The following is an 18,324-nucleotide window of genomic DNA, read 5'->3' as shown; positions in this document are numbered from 1 at the left end:
GTCGTTCACTTCCTAGGGTTGAGCCTGCCCCACTCAACCCCGGCGTCGTCCCCTCTGTTCCTGTTCAGCTCTGGGCGGACGTAGCGTCGCGTCCTGCCCCTCCGAGCGCCGCCGGGAGCCCAGCCGTGGACACCGAAGCCCTCATCGACCCGGCCACCTACGAGAACGGGCCTCCCTTCGAGCTGCTGCGCCGGCTGCGCACCGAGGCGCCGGTCGCGTGGGTCGAGGAGCCGGCGCTGCACGGCCAGGCCGCCGGGCCGGGGTTCTGGCTGGTGCTGCGGCACGCCGACGTCGACCGGGTCCTGCGCGACCCGGCCACGTACTCCTCCTGGCTCGGGGCGACCCAGGTCCGCGACGCCACCGACCTCGAGTGGGTGCGCCGGATGATGCTGAACATGGACCCGCCGGACCACTCCCGGCTGCGGCGGCTGCTGTCGAGGTCGTTCACCCCCCGGGCGGTCGCGGCGCTCACCTCGTCGATCGAGGCCACGGCCGCCGGGCTGGTCGACCGGATGATCGGCGGGGCGAGGTCAGGATCCTGCGATTTTGCGAAGGACGTCGCCGCCGACCTGCCGCTGCTCACCCTCGCCGACGTCCTCGGGGTACCGGCCGAGGACCGCTGGCTGCTCTTCGACTGGTCCAACAGGGTGATCGGCTGGCAGGACCCCGACTACGCGAACTCGGCCGCGTTCGACGGCACCGGCGGGACGGCGATGGCCCGCGAGGCGCTCACCGTCCGACCGCGGCCGGACGACAGCGGCCGCATGCCGGACCCACGGACCCGCGCCGGGATGCCGGACCTCTACGCCTACGCCGGGCTGCTCGCCGAGGAGAAGCGCCGACACCCGGGCGACGACGTCATGTCGGTGCTGCTGGCCCAGGTCGACGAGGGCGGCGGCCGGGTCAGCGACGCGGAGTTCGAGAACATGTTCTGGCTCTTCGCCGTCGCCGGGAACGAGACGTTGCGCAACGGGCTGCCCGGCGGCCTGATCGCCCTGCTGCAGCACCCCGCCGCGCTGGCGGCCCTGCGCGCGGACCCGTCCCTGCTGCCCGGCGCGGTCGAGGAGATGCTGCGCTGGTGGACGCCGGTCATGGTCTTCCGCCGCACCGCGACCACCGACGCGCGGCTCGGCGACGTCGACGTCCGGGCCGGCGACAAGGTGGTCGTCTCCTTCACCTCCGCCAACCGCGACGAGTCGGTCTTCCCCGACCCCGACCGCTTCGACCCGCGCCGCGCGCCCAACCCCCACCTGTCCTTCGGCCACGGGCCGCACTTCTGCCTCGGCGCGCAGCTGGCCAGGGTGCAGATGCGGGCGCTGCTCGGCGAGCTGCTGCGCCGCACCCGGACGCTGGAGCCCGACGGGCCGCCTGCGCTGCTGCGGTCGAACTTCCAGCGGGGCGTGAAGAGGCTGCCGATCCGCTGGACCGCCGAACCGGCTCGGCTCAGGCCTGCGGCCAGGTCTTCGCCACCATGGTGAGGACGTCGTACGTGGCCACGGGCTTGCCCTCCCCGTTGACGACGACGGCGTCCCAGCGGACCTCGCCGTGGTCGGCGCCGCCGCGCGGGCTGATCTGCTTGGCGGTGAGCGTGACCGTCAGCTCCTCCCCCGGCTTGACCGGCGTGAGGAAGCGCAGGTTGTCCACGCCGTAGTTGGCCAGCACCGGGCCCGGCGCCGGGTCGACGAACAGCCCGGCCGCCCAGGAGACGATGAGGTAGCCGTGCGCGACGCGGCCGCCGAACAGCGGGTTGGCGCGGGCGGCCTCCTCGTCCATGTGCGCGTAGAAGGTGTCGCCGGTGAACTCGGCGAAGTGCTCGATGTCGTCGAGGGTGACCGCGCGCGGGCCGGCGGTGATCGAGTCGCCGATGCGCAGCTGCGCCAGCGACTTGCGGAACGGGTGGACGCCGTCGTCGGTCCGGTGCGCGCCGGTCACCCAGCGGCCGCCGATCGCGGTGAGCATGTCGGGCGAGCCCTGCACGGCGGTGCGCTGCATGTGGTGCAGCACGCCGCGGATGCCGCCGAGCTCCTCTCCCCCGCCGGCGCGGCCGGGACCGCCGTGCACGAGCACCGGCAGCGGCGAGCCGTGCCCGGTGTTCTCCTCGGCGTCGTCGCGGTCGAGCACCAGGATCCGGCCGTGGGCGTGCGCGGCGCCCAGCACGAACGCCCGCGCGAACTCGCGGTCGTGGGTGACCACCGAGCCGACCAGGCTGCCCTGGCCCCGGACGGCGAGCTCCACGGCCTGCTCGACCCCGTCGTAGGGCAGCACGGTGCTGACCGGACCGAACGCCTCGACGTCGTGCGGCTCGGCGGCGGCGAGGTCGTCGCAGCGCAGCAGCAGCGGCGGGAGGAACGCGCCGCGGTCGCGGTCGGCGCCGACCACCTCGAAGTGCTCGGGGTCTCCGGCGACCAGCTCGGCCACGCCGCGCAGTGCCTTGAGCGAGCGCAGCACCTCCTCGCGCTGGTCGAGGGAGGCCAGCGCGCCCATCCGGACGCCTTCTGCGCCGGGCGCGCCGACCACGACCTGGGCCAGCCGGTCGCGCGTGGCCTCGACGAAGTCGTCCACCAGCTCGCGCGGGACGAACGCGCGCCGGATCGCCGTGCACTTCTGCCCGGCCTTGACCGTCATCTCGGTGACCAGCTGACCCACGAACAGCTCGAACTCGGGGGTGCCGGGCGTGGCGTCCGGGCCGAGGACGGCGCAGTTGAGCGAGTCGGCCTCGGCGTTGAACCGGACGCTGTTGGCGACCACCGCCGGGTGGCTGCGCAGCTTGCGGGCGGTCGCGGCCGAGCCGGTGAAGGCGACGAGGTCCTGCCCGGCCAGCCCGTCGAGCAGGCCGGTGGCGCTGCCCGCGAGCAGCTGCACGGTGCCCTCGGGCAGCAGCCCCGACTCGACGATCGCCCGGAACACGGCCTCGGTGAGGTACGCGGTCTGGCTGGCCGGCTTGACGATCGTCGGCATCCCGGCGAGGAACGCCGGGGCCAGCTTCTCGAGGAAGCCCCAGACGGGGAAGTTGAAGGCGTTGATCTGCACCGCGACGCCGCGCAGCGGGGTGTAGAGGTGCTGGCCGGCGAACGTGCCGGCCCTGCCCAGCGGCTCGACCGCGCCGTCCAGGACGACGGTGTCGTCGGGCAGCTCGCGGCGGCCCTTGCTCGCGTAGGACAGCAGCGTGCCGAAGCCGCCGTCGACGTCCACGGCGCTGTCCCGGTCGGTGGCGCCGGTGCGGCGGGACAGCGCGTAGAACGCGTCCTTGTCGGCCATCAGCTTCAGCGCCAGGGCCTTGAGCAGGCCGGCGCGCTGGTGGAAGGTCAGCTCCCGCAGCGCGGGACCGCCGACGTCGCGGGCGTGCGCCAGCATCGCCGGGACGTCGAGGCCGGTGCTGCTGATCCGGGCGACGGTCTCCCCTGTCACCGCGTCGGCGATCGGGGTGCCGGCGTCGGGCGCGGCGTACCAGCGGCCGGCGACGTAGCTCTCGAGAAGCGGTGCGGTCATCGGGGAGTCCTCTCTGATGCGGTTTCGCGCGCTTAACCGTGCGCGGTTAAGCGCGCGAAACCGCAGATCGGCGGGGGCGGGTGCGCAGGCCGTCGAAGGTGGTGGCGACGAGGGCGTCGGCCAGGGCGTCGGCGGACAGGCCGCCGTCCGGCCGGTACCACTCGGTGAGGGAGTTGACGGTGCCGAACAGCAGCCGGCTGGTGACGGCCGGGTCGACGTCCTGCCGGACGTCTCCCTCGTCCTCCGCCGCGGCCACGAGGTCGGTGACGATCCGGTCGAACTCGCGCCGGCGCTTGAGCGCGGCCTGCTCGACCTCGGAGTTGCCGCGCACGCGCAGCAGCAGGGTGACGAACGGCAGCTCGCCGACCAGCACGCGGACCGAGCCGCGCACGACGTGCTCGAGCCGGTCGATCGCCCGCCCGGTCGTCGCAGCCGGCTCCTCGGTGACGGCGAACAGGCCGTCCAGCGCGCGGTCGAGCGCCAGGCGCAGCAGCTCGACCTTGCTCGGCACGTGGTGGTAGATCGCCGACTTCGTGATGCCCAGCCGGCCGGCCAGCTCGTCCATGCTCGTGGCGTCGTACCCGCGCTCGTTGAAGACGGCGACGGCGACGTCGAGCAGCGACTCCAGCGAGTGCCCGGGCCGGCCTCGGCGCGCGGTGGCGGTCACACGCGGTTCCGGTGGTCGACCAGCCGCTGCAGCTTGCCCACCGACCGGGCCAGGGTCTCCGGGTCGACGACGAGCACCTCGATGCTGGTGCCGACGGTGTCCTTGACCCCCTTGGCCACCTCGGCGGCGGCCGCCTCGCGGCGCTCGGGCGGGCAGTCGGGGCGGGCCTCGATCCGGCAGATGAGGTGGTCCATCCGGCCCTTGGTGATCAGCTCGAGGGCGAAGTGCGGCGACAGACCGGGGGTGCGCAGCACGATCTCCTCGATCTGCGTCGGGAACAGGTTCACCCCGCGCAGGATGATCATGTCGTCGGTGCGGCCGGTGATCTTCTCCATCCGCCGCATGCCCGGCCGGGCGGTGCCCGGGAGCAGCCGGGTCAGGTCGCGGGTGCGGTAGCGGATGACCGGCATGGCCTCCTTGGTCAGCGAGGTGAAGACCAGCTCGCCCTTCTCGCCGTCCGGGAGCACCTCGCCGGTGATCGGGTCGATGACCTCCGGGTAGAAGTGGTCCTCCCAGACGTGCAGGCCGTCCTTGGTCTCCACGCACTCCTGGGCGACGCCGGGGCCCATGACCTCCGACAGGCCGTAGATGTCGACGGCGTGGATGCCGGCGCGCTCCTCCATCTCCAGGCGCATCTGCTCGGTCCACGGCTCGGCGCCGAAGATGCCGATCTCCAGCGAGCTGTCCCGGGGGTCGACGCCCTGCTTCTCGAACTCGTCGATCACGGTGAGCATGTAGGACGGCGTGACCATGATGATCCGCGGCTCGAAGTCGCGGATGAGCTGGACCTGCCGCGGGGTCATGCCGCCGGAGACGGGGATGACGGTGCAGCCGAGCTTCTCCGCGCCGTAGTGCGCGCCGAGCCCGCCGGTGAACAGGCCGTAGCCGTAGGCGTTGTGCAGCTTGTCCCCGGGCCGCCCGCCCGCGGCGCGGATCGACCGGGCCATGACGGTCGCCCAGGTGTCGATGTCCTTCTCGGTGTAGCCGACGACGGTGGGGCGCCCGGTCGTGCCGGACGAGGCGTGCACCCGGCGGACCTGGTCCTGCGGGACGGCGAACATGCCGAACGGGTAGTTCTCGCGCAGGTCGGCCTTGCTCGTGGTGGGGAACCTGGCCAGGTCCGACAGGTCCGTGCAGTCGTCGGGGTGGACGCCGGCCTCGTCGAACGCGCGCCGGTAGTGCGGGACGTTCTCGTAGGCGTGCCGCAGGGTCCACTGCAGCCGCTCGAGCTGCAGGGCGCGCAGCTCGTCGAGGTCCAGCCGCTCGGCGTCGTCCAGGAGGGCGGGGTCCGGGGCGCTGCCCAGCCGTCGGTTGGTCTCGCTGGTCGCCGTCGTCATCGTCGGTGTCTCTCCCGCCGTCCTTGTGCCACCCGTTCCGGTGATGCACACTATTACCGACCGTCCGGTCAGTAAAGACCTCCGAGGAGTCCGATGTCCGCGCCTCCCCTCGACCGCCCGACCACCGACGAGTCCGCGCTGCAGGCCCACTTCGACGCGACGATCGCGGCCGACCACCGCATCGAGCCGCGCGACTGGATGCCCGAGGGCTACCGCAAGACGCTGATCCGGCAGATCGCGCAGCACGCGCACTCCGAGATCATCGGCATGCAGCCCGAGGGCGACTGGCTGCTCGCCGCGCCGTCGCTGCGCCGCAAGGCGATCCTGCTGGCCAAGGTGCAGGACGAGGCCGGCCACGGGATGTACCTGTACTCGGCCACCGAGACGCTCGGCGCCGACCGTGCCGACCTCACCGACAAGCTCATCGAGCAGAAGCAGAAGTACAGCTCGATCTTCAACTACCCGACGCTGACCTACGCCGACGTCGGCGTCATCGGCTGGCTGGTCGACGGGGCCGCGATCTGCAACCAGGTGCCGCTGTGCCGCTCCTCCTACGGGCCCTACGCCCGGGCGATGATCCGCATCTGCAAGGAGGAGTCGTTCCACCAGCGGCAGGGCTACGAGCTGCTGATGACGATGATGCGCGGCACCGAGGGCCAGCGGGCGATGGTGCAGGACGCCGTCGACCGGTGGTGGTGGCCGTCGCTGATGATGTTCGGCCCGCCGGACGCCGACTCCCCCAACTCGGCGCAGTCGATGGCGTGGGGCATCAAGCGGCACACCAACGACGAGCTGCGCCAGCGGTTCGTCGACATGACCGTCCCGCAGGCCGATGTCCTCGGTGTCACGCTGCCCGACCCGGAGCTGTCGCTGGACCCGGAGACCGGGCACTACCGGTTCGGCCAGATCGACTGGGCCGAGTTCAAGCAGGTCGTCTCGGGCAGCGGACCGATGAACGCGGTGCGGATCGCCCGCCGGCGGGCCGCCCGCGACGACAACGCCTGGGTGATGGACGCGGCCACGGCGTACGCGGAGAAGCACGCATGAGCTCCGACATGACCGCCGAGGGCGGGCACGGCGCCGTCCCGACCTCGGCCGACGTCCCGGTGACGCCGAAGGCGAGCACCGCCAAGCGCGACTGGCCGCTGTACGAGGTGTTCGTGCGCGGCAAGCGCGGGCTCAACCACGTGCACGTCGGGTCGCTGCACGCGCCGGACGACGAGATGGCCGTGCACGCCGCGCGCGACCTGTACACGCGGCGCAACGAGGGCGTGAGCATCTGGGTGGTCAAGGCCGCCGACATCACCGCCTCGAGCCCCGACGAGAAGGACCCGATGTTCGCCCCGAGCGGCGACAAGGTCTACCGCCACCCCACCTTCTACGAGATCCCCGAGAACGTCCCCCACATGTAGAAGGACCCCCTCCCTCCCCCGCACCTCGTACCTCGGCGCGGGGACCCCTGGGAGGGAGCCGTTCCAGCACCTCACCTGGAGTCCCCTTGCACGAAGAGACCGTCTACGACGCGCTGGCGAATGCGCACGACGACGCGGGGCACTGGGCGTTCGGCACGGGGTTCGACGACCCGCTGGCCGGCGTCGACACCACGGTGCCCGACGGCGTCGTCCCCGCCGACCTCGGCGCGTACTGCCTGATGCTCGGCGACGACGCGCTCGTGCTGGCGCAGCGGCTGACGCAGTGGATCACCAACGCCCCCGAGCTCGAGGAAGAGGTCGCGATCGGCAACATCGCCCTCGACCTGCTCGGCCAGGCGCGGCTGCTGCTCGCCCGCGCCGGCTCGGTCGGCGTGCTCGGCCGGTCGCGGGAGCGCGCGACCGAGTCCATCCCGGACGAGGACGCGCTGGCCTACTTCCGGGACGCCGACGAGTTCCGCAACACCGGGCTGGTCGAGGCGCCGAACGGGGACTTCGCGCAGACGATGCTCCGGCTGCTGGTCGCCTCCACCGTGCGGCTGGCGGTGCTGGCGCGGCTGCGGCAGTCCCGCGACCCGGTGCTCGCCGCGATCGCCGTCAAGGGCGTCAACGAGCTCACCTACCACCGCGACCACGCCGCGCGCTGGGTGCTCCGGCTCGGTGACGGCACCGAGGAGTCGCACCGCCGGGCGCAGGACGGCGCCACCGCCGTCTGGCCCCTGCTGGCCGAGCTGTTCACGGCGACGGACGTCGAGCGCCGGCTGGTGGAGGTCGGCGTCGCCGTCGACCCGGCCGCGGTGCGCGACGAGGTGCGCGAGGTGCTGACGACCGTGCTCGAGCGGGCGACGCTGCGGGTGCCGGAGTGGCCGTCCGACACCGGGCCCCGCGGACGGGACGGCGAGCACGGTGAGGAGCTCGCCGAGCTGCTGGCCGAGCTGCAGGGGCTGGCCCGCGAGCACCCGGCGGCGACCTGGTGACCGCCCTGCTGACCGACCCCCGCGCAGTCGCGGAGACGGTGACCGACCCCGAGCTGCCGATGCTCACGCTCGCCGACCTGGGCGTGCTGCGCGACGTCCGCGTCGAGGACGGCACCGTCGTCGTCGAGATCACCCCGACCTACAGCGGCTGCCCGGCGATGGGCGTCATGCGCGCCGACCTCGTGCACGCCCTGCACCGCGCCGGCTTCGCCGACGTCGACGTCCGCACCGTCCTGTCCCCCGCCTGGACGACGGACTGGATCAGCGACGCCGGCCGCCGCAAGCTCGCCGACGCCGGGATCGCCCCGCCCGGGACGGCGCCGGTGCGCGCGGCCGGCCCGGTGCCGCTGAGCCTCCTCCCCACCCGCCGCACCGCCGCCTGCCCGCTCTGCGGCTCGACCGACACCGTCGAGCTGAGCGAGTTCGGCGCCACCGCCTGCAAGGCCCTGCGCCGCTGCCGCGAGTGCGGCGAGCCGTTCGAGCACGTCAAGGAGATCTGACCCGTGACCGCACCCGCCCGGCGCCGACCGCAGTTCCACCCGCTGAGGATCGCGAAGGTCGAGCAGCTCACCGACGACGCCGTCGCGGTCACCTTCGAGGTCCCGGCGGAGCTGGCGGAGGACTACCGCTTCAAGCCGGGTCAGGCGCTCACCCTGCGCCGGGTCGTCGGCGAGCAGGACGAGCGGCGTTCCTACTCCATCTGCGCGCCGATGGGCGCCGCGCCGCGGGTCGGCGTCCGCGAGGTGCCGGGCGGCTTCTTCTCCTCCTACCTGGTGCACGAGGTCCGGCCGGGCGACGAGATCGAGGTGCTGCCGCCGTCGGGCACCTTCACCGCGGACCTGTCGGTGCCCGGCGACCACGTCTTCGTCGTCGCCGGCTCGGGCATCACGCCGGCGATCAGCCTGGCCGGCAGCGTGCTCCGGGACGGCGAGTCGACGGTCACCGTCTTCTACGGCAACCGGCGCACCAACACGGTGATGTTCGCCGACGAGCTCGCCGACCTGAAGGACCGCTACGGCACGCGGCTGCAGCTGGTGCACGTCCTCTCCCGCGAGCCCAGGGACGCCGAGCTGACCACCGGCCGGCTCGACGCCGGACGGCTGCGCACGCTCGTCGACGCGTTCACCGATCCCGAGCACGTCGACCACTGGTGGCTGTGCGGGCCGCACGGCATGGTCACCGACGCGAGGGAGCTGCTCACCGAGCTCGGCGTCCCCCGCGAGAAGGTGCACCAGGAGCTGTTCTACGTCGACGACATCCCGCCGCAGCCGGTCCGCGGCGACGACCAGCTGGTCGTCGGGCCGAGCAGCCAGGTCACCGTCGTCCTCGACGGGCGCTCGACGACGCTGGCCCTGCCCAAGGACGAGCCCGTGCTCGACTCGGCGCAGCGGGTGCGCTCGGACCTGCCCTTCGCCTGCAAGGGCGGGGTCTGCGGCACCTGCCGCGCCCGGGTCACCGACGGCGAGGTGGAGATGCGCCGCAACTACGCCCTCGAGCCGAACGAGGTCGCGGCCGGGTACGTGCTCACCTGCCAGAGCCTGCCGCTCACCGACGCGGTGACGGTCGACTTCGACGCCTGACTTCGCGGGCTCAGCACTGATCAGGTGACCTGATCGAAGGCTGTCCTCCTGCGGCAACGTTGCTGAGGGAGGACAGCTGTTGGTGCAGGGGGACCGTCCGCGTAGCGTCCGCCCATGGCAGCGAAGCCGTTCGCCTCCTCCGCCGACCTGGGCGTCAAGGAGCAGACCCTCGAGGTGCTCGCCGACGGCGTCTACGCGCTCACGGCCGAGGGCGACCCGAACATCGGCGCGATCGAGGGCGAGGACTTCCTCGTCTGCTTCGAGGCGCTGGCCACCCCGGTCGCCGCCCGCCGGTGGCTGGCCAGGCTGCGCGAGCACACCGACAAGCCCGTGCGCTACCTGGTCCTGTCGCACTACCACGCGGTGCGCGTGCTCGGCGCCAGCGCGTTCGACGCCGAGGTGATCGTCAGCTCCGAGCAGACCAGGCACCTCATCGCCGAGCGCGGCCGGCAGGACTGGGAGAGCGAGTACGGCCGCATGCCGCGGCTGTTCGAGGAGCCCGAGTCGATCCCCGGCCTGACCTGGCCGACGCTGACCTTCCGCGACACGCTGATCATCGAGCTCGGCGGCGACCGCGGCCGGCTCGTCCTGCAGTTCCTCGGCCGCGGGCACACCGAGGGCGACATCGTCGCCTGGCTGCCGGAGCAGGGGATCGTCTTCGCCGGCGACCTCGTCGAGTCGCAGGCCGCGCTCTACACCGGCGACGCGTTCCACTTCGACTGGGCCGCCGGCACCCTCGACCGCGTCAAGGCCCTCGGCGCCCAGCAGCTGGTCGGGGGCCGCGGCAGGATCGCGAAGGGTCGCGACCAGGTCGACGCGGCCATCGAGCAGACCCGCGACTTCCTGCGCACCATGCAGCGCACCGTCGGCGAGGCGCACCGCGCAGGAGGCACCCTCCAGGACGCCTTCGCCGCCACCCACGCCGCGCTGGCCCCGCAGTACGGCGCCTGGCCGATCTTCGAGCACTGCCTGCCGTTCGACGTCTCCCGGCTGTGGGACGAGTTCTCCGGCATCGAGCGGCCCGTCATCTGGACGGCCGAGCGCGACCGCGCCGTCTGGGACCAGCTGCAGGGCTGAGCGGCGATGGCGGACCCGGTCCTCGTCGTCGGTTGCGGGCCGGTCGGGCAGACGGCGGCGCTGCTGCTGGCCCGCTGGGGTCTGGACGTCGTCGTCCTCGAGGGCCGCGCCCGACGCGACCTGGTCGGCAGCAGGGCGATCTGCCAGCAGCGCGACGTCCTCGACGTCTGGGACGCCGTCGGCGCCGGCGCGGAGATCGCCCGCCGCGGCGTCACCTGGACCACCGCGCGCACGTTCCACCGCGACCGCGAGCTGTTCTCCTTCACCTTTCGCGACCGCGGCCGCTCGCCGTTCCCGCCGTTCGTGAACATCTCGCAGTGCGAGACCGAGACGCTGCTCGACGAGCGGATCGCCGCCGAGCCGCGGATCGACGTCCGCTGGGGGACGCCGGTGACCGGGATCGGGCAGGACGAGGACGGCGTGACCCTCACCTGCGCGGACGGGAGCGAGGTGCGCGGCTCCTACGCCCTGGTCTGCACCGGTGCCCGCGGCGACGACCTGCGCTCGGCGCTGGGCCTGTCCTTCCAGGGCCGGGCGTTCGAGGACCGGTTCCTCATCTGCGACATCCGCGCCGAGCTGCCCGGCTGGCAGACCGAGCGGCGGTTCTGGTTCGACCCGGAGTGGAACCCCGGCCGGCAGGTGCTCGTCCACCCGTGCCCGGGCTCGACCTTCCGCATCGACTGGCAGGTGCCGCCGGACTTCGACCTCTTGGCCGAGGAGGCCTCCGGCGGGCTGGACCGGCGGATCCGGCAGGTGATCGGCGACCGGCCGTACGAGGTCGTGTGGCGGTCGGTCTACCGCTTCTCCGGCCGGCTCGTCGACCGGATGCGGGTCGGCCGCGTGCTGCTGGCCGGCGACGCCGCGCACCTGTACTCGCCGTTCGGCGCCCGCGGCCTGAACTCCGGCGTGCTCGACGCGGAGAACGCCGCCTGGAAGACCGCCTTCGTGCTGCGCGGCTGGGCGCCGGACCGGCTGCTGGAGAGCTACCACGCCGAGCGGCACGCGGCCGCGCGGGAGAACCTCGAGGTCACCAGCGCCACCATGCGGTTCCTGGTGCCCGGCACCGAGGAGGAGGCCCGGCACCGCCGCGACGTCCTCGCCCGCGCCGCGACCGACCCGGCGGCCCGGGCGCTGGTCGACTCCGGCCGGCTGGCCGAGCCGTTCTGGTACGTCGACTCCCCGCTGACCACGCCCGACCCGCGGCGGCCGTTCGCCGGCCGACCGGCGCGCGGTGAGGTGCCGACCCCCGCGCCGGGGGTGCTCGTGCCCGACTGCCCGGTCACGGTGCCCGGCCGGCCGGACGTCGTCCGGCTCCGGCAGCTCGCCCGCGAGGGGATCACCGTGCTGGCGGGGGACGACGCCGTCCTCCCCGCGGCTGGTCCGCCGGTCGCCGTCCACCGGATCGCCGACCTCGACCCCACGCCGGTGCTGCGGGATGCGCTCGGCGCCCGACCCGACGAGCTCTGGGTGCTGCGCCCGGACGCCCACGTCGCCGCCGTCCTCACCCGCACCGAGGACGTCGGCCCCGCGATCGACCGCCTTCGCGGCCTCACCCGAGCAGCGGCCCCAGCCGGGCGGTGAACTCCCGGACCAGCCCGGCGTGCGCCACGGCCGCCGCCGGATCGGTGCTGCGCACGGTGACCACGAGGGCGGCCACGAGCGCTCCGGCCGGCGCGCGCACCGGGACCGCACAGCACGCGAGGTCCTCGTGCACCTGCCCGGCCTGGACCGCGCAGCCGCCGCCGCGGATCGCCCTCAGCTCCGCGTCGAGGTCGGCCGCGCGGGTCACGGTCCGGTCGGTCAGCCGGTGCAGCCGCTGGGCGTGGACGAGCTCCTGCCAGTCCGGCTGCTCGGCCAGCAGCAGCTTGCCCGCGGCCGACGCGTGCAGGTGCCGCTCGACCAGCTCCGGAGCCTGCAGCGGGTGGTCGGGGTCGACGTCGACGCAGCGGAGCGCGGTGGGGGTGTACAGCACCAGGTGGATGCCGCTGCGCACCCGGGAACGCAGCTCGGCCACCACCTCCCGCGCCGCGGTCGACAGCGCCGGCGCCACCGACGGACCGGCCAGCCCGGCCACCTTCCGACCCAGCGCGAACCCGTGCAGGTCCGGCAGCCGGACCAGGTACTCCTCCCCCACCAGCAGGTTCAGCAGCCGGTAGGTGGTCGCCGGGGGCAGGCCGACGTCCTCGGCGACCTCCTTCGCGGTCACCCCCGCGCCAGCGCGGGCCACCGCCTCGAGGATGGCCAGCGCGCTCTGCACCGCCTTCGGCTGCCGGCCGGTCAGGCCGCGGTCGACGGCGGGCGTCATCGCACGGCCGGCACGCTGCCGGGCAGGACGCTGCTCACGGTCGCCTGGTCGTAGACGCCGACCGCCCGCAGCCGGCCCGGCGACCGCCACCGCAGCCACAGGGCCCAGACCACCCCGGGCAGCAGCGCCAGCAGGAAGACCACCCCCAGCCCGCGAGCGCCCGACCACGCCGTCCCGGCCATCGCCGCGGCCAGCCCGCCGACCCCGACCACGAAGGCCACCACGCCGGCCACCGCCGGCAGCGCCGTCAGCTCACCGATCCGGCGCAGGAACAGCGGCATCGCCAGGCAGGCCAGGGCGTAGGCCACGACGTAGCCGAACACCGAGACGATCAGCGCGTCGGTGAGCACGGTGCGCGCCTGCGCGCCGAGGGCGAGCGCGACCACCGGCACGCCGACGACCGCCGGCAGCACCGTCGCCAGCGCCACGTGCGGCGTCTCGAAGCGCGGGTGCGTCGACCCGAGCGGGCGTGGCAGCACACCCTCCCGACCCATGGAGAACAGCACCCGCCCCAGCGCGTTCGTCGACCCGGTGACGCAGGCGAAGAAGGACGCCGCGATGCCGAGATCGAGCAGCCGGCGCAGCAGGTCCAGCCCGTCGCGCTGCGCCAGCTCGGCGACCGGTACCGGGCTGGTCAGCACGTCGAGCGGCGCGGCCCGCAGCAGCACCACCTGCGCCGCGGCCGCGCCGATGAACAGCACCCCGGCCACGACCGGCGTCCACAGCACCGCCCGCGGCACCGCGATCAACGGCCGGCGGGCCTCCACGCCCAGCGTCGCGGCGCTCTCGAAGCCCATGAACGCGGTCACGCCCAGCACCACGCCGACGGCCAGCCCGCCCCAGTGCACGCCGGCGTCCACCACCGGTGCCGCGCTGCCCGGGGCGCCCCGCGGTGCCACCAGCAGCGCCGTCAGCACGGCGACCACCAGGGCGATCGAGACCACCTCCAGTCCGAGCGCGACCCGCGCGGAAAGCTGGATCCCCCGGACGGCGAACAGCGTCGCGGCCAGCCCGAGGACCGCGCCGAGCCCGGCCACCCCGAACGGCGAGGCGGTCATCCCGAACAGGCCGGCCAGGTAGATCGCGGCCCCGACCAGTGCGGCCATGGCCACGGCGGCGTAGCCGATGAGGAGGGCCCAGCCGCCGATCAGCGCACCGACCGGGCCGAGCCCCTTCGCGGTGTAGCTGTACGTGCCGCCGACCGCGGCCATCCGGCGGCCGAACTGGGTCAGGCACCAGCCCACCAGCAGCACCAGGGCCGTCGCGATCGCGAAGGCGGGCAGGGTCGCCGCACCCGACGCGACCAGCACGATCGAGGGGACGACGACCATCGCGGCCGACGGCGCCAGCGAGGACACCGACTGGGCCAGCACCTCGACGAAACTCAGCCGGCGACGCCGCAGACCGGCGACCGGCGACTCGGCAGGCAGCTGTGCCATGGGTCCTCCCGGACGACGGGGAGGCGAGCCTAACGACGGCCCGTGACGGCGGGCCGGTTCTCGAATGAGAAAAGTGTGACGCCGGTCTCCCGTTCGATGTCACGGCGATGTTTCCGGAATATGACGATCGTGTAACCGACCCCGCCCCGGAAGGCGTCAGGCTCTTCGGCCATCGGCAACCGCCCCCGGCAGTCCTGGTGCTGCCCTCTCCCGGAGGTCCTGCGATGGCCACCGTCTCCGACCCGTCCACGGCCGGCGCGACCCAGAAACGGCTCTCCGGCCGGCTGGGTGTCGGCTCGATCGTCTTCATGGTCGTGGCCGCCGCCGCGCCGCTGACCGTCGTCGCCGGCACCGTGCCGATCGGCATCGCCGCGGGCAACGGCCCCGCCTACCCGTCCATGTACGTGATCAGCGCGGTCGTGCTGATGTTCTTCGCGGTCGGTTTCACCGCCATGACCCGGCACGTGCCGAACGCCGGCGCCTTCTACTCCTACATCGGCACCGGTCTCGGCCGCGGCGCCGGCCTGGGCAGCGCGATGGTCGCGCTGATCAGCTACGTCACGGTGCAGGGCGCCGTGTACGGCTACATCGGCTTCGCCCTCGGCGACCTCGTCTCCCGCTGGGGCGGCCCGAGCCTGCCGTGGTGGTTCTGGACCGGCGTGGTGATCGCGGTCGCCGGACTGCTCGGCTACCGGCACATCGAGCTGTCCAGCAAGGTGCTCGGCGTCCTGCTGGTCTGCGAGGTCGGCATCGTGCTGCTGCTGGACGCCGTGGTCACCGGCCAGGGCGGTGGTCCGGAGGGCCTGTCGACGGCGATGTTCCAGCCCTCGGAGATCTTCTCCGGCGCCCCGGGCATCGGCCTGATGTTCGCCATCGCCGGGTTCATCGGCTTCGAGGCGACCGCGATCTTCCGCGACGAGGCCCGTGACCCGAACCGGACCATCCCGCGCGCGACCTACGCCGCGCTCGCGCTCATCGGGGTCTTCTACACCGTCTCCGCGTGGGCCATCGTGAGCGCGTGGGGCGACGGACCCGCCGTCGCCCGCGCCACCGCCGACCCGGGGACGATGGTCGTGGAGACCGCGCAGCGCTATCTCGGCACGGCGGCGTCGGACGTGATGCAGGTGCTCTTCGTGACCAGCCTGTTCGCCGCCGTCCTGTCGTTCCACAACGTGCTCAGCCGCTACTTCTTCTCCCTCGGCAACACCGGCGTGCTGCCGGGCATCTGCGGCCGGTCGCACGCGCGGCACGCCTCGCCGCACGTCGCGTCGCTGGTGACCACGGCCGTCGGCGCGGCGCTCATGGCCATCGGCGCGATCGCCGGCCTCGACCCGGTGACCCAGATCTTCACCTGGCTGGCCGGGGTCGCCAGCGTCGGCATCGTCGTCCTGATGCTGCTGGCCTGCCTGGCCGTGCTCGTGTTCTTCCGCCGCACGAACACCGACCGGCGGCCGTGGAACACGCTGATCGCCCCGTCGCTCGGCCTGGTCGGGCTGGCGCTGATCCTCGTGCTCCTCGTCCAGAACCTGCCGCTGCTCATGGGCGGTTCCACGGCCCTCGGCGTCGGCGCGGGTGTGCTGCTCGCCGTCGCCCTGGTCGCCGGCTGGCCGCTCGCCCGCCTGCGCCCCCACGCCGCCCGCGAGCTCAGCCTCGCCTCGATCGCCGACTCCGCCCCGCAGATCTGAGAGGACCTCCGATGACCCTCACCGCCCCGAAGACCACCGCCACCCACCCCTTGTCGCGGATGACCGCCGAGGAGATCGCCGCCGCGAAGGCGGTCGTCGCGGACGCCGGGCTGCTGCGGGCGACCAGCAAGTTCGTCTACGTCGGCCTCGAGGAGCCGCACAAGCGCGACGTCCTCGGCTGGACGCCGGGGACGCCGATCGAGCGGCGGCTGCGCGTGCTGCTGCTCGACCGCGCCACCGGCCACGGCCGCGACCTCACCGTCTCGGTGACCGCAGGCGCCGTCGTCCGCGACGAGGAGATCGACGCCGTCGCCGAGGGGCAGCTGCCGATCCTCGACGCGGAGTTCGAGGCGATCGAGCCGATCCTCGCCGAGGACGAGCGCTGGGTCTCCGCCATGGCCAAGCGCGGTCTGGACGTGGCGGACGTGCGCGCCGTACCGCTGTCGGCCGGGTCGTACTTCCCGGAGGAGTTCGGCCACCGCACCGTCCGCGTGCTCGGCTTCCACCAGGCCGACGAGGCCGACCTGCCGTGGGCGCACCCGGTGGACGGCGTCGTCGCCTACGTCGACATCACGCGCGGCGTGGCGACCGCGGTGCACGACCACTTCGACCTGCCCGTGCCGGCCGAGCGCGGCGAGTGGGACGGCCCCGCGCACCCGGCGACACCCCGCGACCTGAAGCCCATCGAGATCACCCAGCCCGAGGGCCCGAGCTTCACGGTCGAGGACGACGTCGTCCGCTGGGCGGGCTGGGAGTTCCGGGTCGGCTTCGACGCCCGCGAGGGCCTCGTGCTCAACCAGCTCTCGATCGACGGCCGCTCGGTGGTCTACCGGGCCTCGATCGCCGAGATGGTCGTGCCCTACGCCGACCCCTCACCGGTCCGGTTCTGGCAGAACTACTTCGACACCGGCGAATACCTCTTCGCCCGGTACACGAACTCCCTCGAGCTCGGCTGCGACTGCCTCGGCGAGATCCACTACTTCGACGCGCTGCTCGCCGACGAGGACGGCAACCCGCGCACCATCCCCAACGCCATCTGCCTGCACGAGGAGGACTACGGCGTCGGCTGGAAGCACACCGACCTGTTCAACCAGATGGCCGAGACCCGCCGGTCGCGGCGGCTGGTGATCAGCTTCTTCACGACCATCGGCAACTACGACTACGGCTTCTACTGGTACCTCTACACCGACGGCACCATCCAGCTGGAGAGCAAGGCCACCGGCATCGTCTTCACCTCGGCGTTCCGCGGCGAGGAGCACCCGTACGCGACCGAGATCGCGCCGGGGCTGGGAGCGCCGTTCCACCAGCACCTGTTCTCCGCGCGGCTGGACATGGCCGTCGACGGGCAGCGCAACACCGTGCACGAGGTCGACGCCGTCCGCGTGCCCATGGGCGACGGCAACCCCTACGGCAACGCCTTCACCCGCCGGCTGACGCCGCTGACCCGCGAGTCCGAGGCGGCACGGGCGAGCGATGCCACCGTCGGGCGCACCTGGCACGTGCTCAACAGCGCCAGGACCAACCGGCTCGGTCAGCCCGTCGGTTACGCGCTGCACCCGCAGAACGCGCCCGTCCTGCTGGCCGACGACGGGTCGTCGATCCACCAGCGCGCGAACTTCTCGACGAAGAGCCTCTGGGTCACCGCCTACGACCCGGCCGAGCGGTATCCGGCCGGCGACTTCGTCAACCAGCACCCCGGGTCCGGCGGTCTGCCCACGTTCGTCGAGGACGACGCCCCGCTGGAGGACGCCGACGTCGTCCTGTGGCACACCTTCGGGCTGACCCACTTCCCGCGGCCGGAGGACTGGCCGGTCATGCCGACCGACTACACCGGCTTCACGCTCAAGCCGGTCGGCTTCTTCGACCGCAACCCGGCGCTGGGCCTGCCGCGGTCCACCTCGTCGCACTGCGCGTCGCACGAGTGACGACGGTGGTGCCGGTCGCCCGGCCGGGGGCGCTCGCCCTCGGCCGGGTGGCCGCCGTCCTGGTCGCGACGTCCGCGGTCGTCCACGTGCTGCAGGCCGACACGGCGTCGCTGGCCGGGCTGCTCATGCCGGTCATGGCCGTGGCCTGCCTGCCGTGCGCGTGGCACCTGTGGCGCGCGCCCACGCCGGCGGTGTGGGGCATGACCGCCGCGCTCGACGCCGGGATGATCCTGGTGCACGCGACGCTGATGGCCGGCGGTGGGATGGCGATGCACCACGGTGCCGCCGGTCCCGGCACCCTCGCATGGGCCGGCCTGGTGCTCGCCGGCGCCCAGCTCGCGCTGGCCGCCCTCGCCGCCGTCGCCGCGGTTCCGCGCGCCGGGACCAGGTGAGCTGATCGTGGCTGCGCCGAC

General features: G+C 73.4%; 16 protein-coding genes. 11 read left to right on the top strand and 5 right to left on the bottom strand.

The features are described from left to right. Positions 1–125 precede the first annotated feature (125 nt). Positions 126–1,478 carry a cytochrome P450 gene (locus GGQ55_RS17815; protein ID WP_179718984.1) on the top strand — a complete coding sequence of 451 codons (1,353 nt, stop codon included), beginning with the start codon at positions 126–128 and terminating at the stop codon, positions 1,476–1,478. Here the strand turns inward: GGQ55_RS17815 and paaZ are convergent. Genes paaZ through paaK form a run of 3 tightly spaced genes read right to left on the bottom strand, consistent with a single transcriptional unit; the run spans position 1,444 to position 5,493 of the window. Beyond that, a complete protein-coding gene (gene paaZ, locus GGQ55_RS17810) occupies positions 1,444–3,489 on the bottom strand; it encodes a phenylacetic acid degradation bifunctional protein PaaZ (RefSeq protein ID WP_179718982.1) in 2,046 nt (681 codons plus the stop codon). The genes GGQ55_RS17815 and paaZ overlap by 35 nt on opposite strands. 46 nt (positions 3,490–3,535) lie before the next feature. Continuing rightward, a complete protein-coding gene (locus GGQ55_RS17805) occupies positions 3,536–4,156 on the bottom strand; it encodes a TetR/AcrR family transcriptional regulator (RefSeq protein ID WP_179718980.1) in 621 nt (206 codons plus the stop codon). Continuing rightward, positions 4,153–5,493, bottom strand: a complete 1,341-nt coding sequence (paaK, locus tag GGQ55_RS17800) for a phenylacetate--CoA ligase PaaK (protein ID WP_179718978.1) — start codon at positions 5,491–5,493, stop codon at positions 4,153–4,155. The genes GGQ55_RS17805 and paaK overlap by 4 nt, the downstream gene beginning before the upstream one ends. A gap of 93 nt (positions 5,494–5,586) precedes the next feature. On the opposite strand from paaK, the gene paaA reads away from it, so the two are divergent. From paaA to GGQ55_RS17765, 7 genes are all read left to right on the top strand, one after another. Continuing rightward, the gene (gene paaA / locus GGQ55_RS17795; RefSeq protein ID WP_179718976.1) at positions 5,587–6,540 is read left to right on the top strand and encodes a 1,2-phenylacetyl-CoA epoxidase subunit PaaA; all 954 of its coding nucleotides are present in this window, start codon (positions 5,587–5,589) and stop codon (positions 6,538–6,540) included. After that, positions 6,537–6,905 carry a 1,2-phenylacetyl-CoA epoxidase subunit PaaB gene (paaB, locus tag GGQ55_RS17790; protein WP_179718974.1) on the top strand — a complete coding sequence of 123 codons (369 nt, stop codon included), beginning with the start codon at positions 6,537–6,539 and terminating at the stop codon, positions 6,903–6,905. Before paaA ends, paaB begins: the two co-directional genes overlap by 4 nt. An 86-nt stretch (positions 6,906–6,991) precedes the next feature. Continuing rightward, entirely contained in the window at positions 6,992–7,900 is a 909-nt protein-coding gene (paaC, locus tag GGQ55_RS17785) for a 1,2-phenylacetyl-CoA epoxidase subunit PaaC (protein ID WP_179718972.1), read from the top strand. Beyond that, a complete protein-coding gene (paaD, locus tag GGQ55_RS17780; RefSeq protein WP_366489606.1) occupies positions 7,897–8,400 on the top strand; it encodes a 1,2-phenylacetyl-CoA epoxidase subunit PaaD in 504 nt (167 codons plus the stop codon). Before paaC ends, paaD begins: the two co-directional genes overlap by 4 nt. Before the next feature lie 3 nt (positions 8,401–8,403). Then, positions 8,404–9,480 (top strand): 1,2-phenylacetyl-CoA epoxidase subunit PaaE, encoded by a 1,077-nt coding sequence (paaE, locus tag GGQ55_RS17775; protein ID WP_179718969.1) that lies wholly within the window; start codon positions 8,404–8,406, stop codon positions 9,478–9,480. Positions 9,481–9,594: 114 nt separating this feature from the next. After that, entirely contained in the window at positions 9,595–10,557 is a 963-nt protein-coding gene (locus GGQ55_RS17770; protein WP_179718967.1) for an MBL fold metallo-hydrolase, read from the top strand. Positions 10,558–10,563: 6 nt separating this feature from the next. Next, entirely contained in the window at positions 10,564–12,138 is a 1,575-nt protein-coding gene (locus tag GGQ55_RS17765) for an FAD-dependent monooxygenase (RefSeq protein WP_179718965.1), read from the top strand. On the opposite strand, the gene GGQ55_RS17760 is transcribed toward GGQ55_RS17765, so the two are convergent. Both GGQ55_RS17760 and GGQ55_RS17755 read right to left on the bottom strand, forming a co-directional pair. After that, positions 12,107–12,862: an IclR family transcriptional regulator gene (locus GGQ55_RS17760; protein ID WP_179718963.1), complete on the bottom strand. Its 756-nt coding sequence runs from the start codon at positions 12,860–12,862 to the stop codon at positions 12,107–12,109. The two genes, GGQ55_RS17765 and GGQ55_RS17760, sit on opposite strands and share 32 nt — an antisense overlap. Then, positions 12,859–14,301 (bottom strand): APC family permease, encoded by a 1,443-nt coding sequence (locus GGQ55_RS17755; RefSeq protein WP_218859325.1) that lies wholly within the window; start codon positions 14,299–14,301, stop codon positions 12,859–12,861. Before GGQ55_RS17755 ends, GGQ55_RS17760 begins: the two co-directional genes overlap by 4 nt. 224 nt (positions 14,302–14,525) lie before the next feature. Here GGQ55_RS17755 and GGQ55_RS17750 point away from each other — a divergent pair, with 224 nt between their 5' ends. Genes GGQ55_RS17750 through GGQ55_RS17740 form a run of 3 tightly spaced genes read left to right on the top strand, consistent with a single transcriptional unit; the run spans position 14,526 to position 18,303 of the window. Further along, positions 14,526–15,986, top strand: coding sequence for an APC family permease (locus GGQ55_RS17750; protein WP_179718961.1), 1,461 nt, complete (start codon positions 14,526–14,528; stop codon positions 15,984–15,986). Between the two features lie 11 nt (positions 15,987–15,997). Continuing rightward, positions 15,998–17,911 carry a primary-amine oxidase gene (locus GGQ55_RS17745; protein ID WP_179718960.1) on the top strand — a complete coding sequence of 638 codons (1,914 nt, stop codon included), beginning with the start codon at positions 15,998–16,000 and terminating at the stop codon, positions 17,909–17,911. After that, the gene (locus tag GGQ55_RS17740) at positions 17,908–18,303 is read left to right on the top strand and encodes a hypothetical protein (RefSeq protein ID WP_179718958.1); all 396 of its coding nucleotides are present in this window, start codon (positions 17,908–17,910) and stop codon (positions 18,301–18,303) included. Before GGQ55_RS17745 ends, GGQ55_RS17740 begins: the two co-directional genes overlap by 4 nt. Positions 18,304–18,324: the final 21 nt, after the last annotated feature.

It is taken from the genome of Petropleomorpha daqingensis (assembly GCF_013408985.1).
GTDB classification, from domain to species: Bacteria; Actinomycetota; Actinomycetes; order Mycobacteriales; family Geodermatophilaceae; genus Petropleomorpha; species Petropleomorpha daqingensis.
The sequence above is the reverse complement of the archived record's forward strand: the minus strand, read 5'-3'. Positions and strand labels throughout refer to the sequence as shown.

Coding starts and splice junctions, on each gene's coding strand:
- GGQ55_RS17745 (WP_179718960.1), top strand. CDS start 15,998: ATGACCCTCACCGCCCCGAAGACCACCGCCACCCACCCCTTGTCGCGG.
- paaB (WP_179718974.1), top strand. CDS start 6,537: ATGAGCTCCGACATGACCGCCGAGGGCGGGCACGGCGCCGTCCCGACC.
- GGQ55_RS17765 (WP_179718965.1), top strand. CDS start 10,564: ATGGCGGACCCGGTCCTCGTCGTCGGTTGCGGGCCGGTCGGGCAGACG.
- paaZ (WP_179718982.1), bottom strand. CDS start 3,489: ATGACCGCACCGCTTCTCGAGAGCTACGTCGCCGGCCGCTGGTACGCC.
- GGQ55_RS17770 (WP_179718967.1), top strand. CDS start 9,595: ATGGCAGCGAAGCCGTTCGCCTCCTCCGCCGACCTGGGCGTCAAGGAG.
- GGQ55_RS17760 (WP_179718963.1), bottom strand. CDS start 12,862: ATGACGCCCGCCGTCGACCGCGGCCTGACCGGCCGGCAGCCGAAGGCG.
- paaA (WP_179718976.1), top strand. CDS start 5,587: ATGTCCGCGCCTCCCCTCGACCGCCCGACCACCGACGAGTCCGCGCTG.
- paaK (WP_179718978.1), bottom strand. CDS start 5,493: ATGACGACGGCGACCAGCGAGACCAACCGACGGCTGGGCAGCGCCCCG.
- GGQ55_RS17755 (WP_218859325.1), bottom strand. CDS start 14,301: ATGGCACAGCTGCCTGCCGAGTCGCCGGTCGCCGGTCTGCGGCGTCGC.
- GGQ55_RS17750 (WP_179718961.1), top strand. CDS start 14,526: ATGGCCACCGTCTCCGACCCGTCCACGGCCGGCGCGACCCAGAAACGG.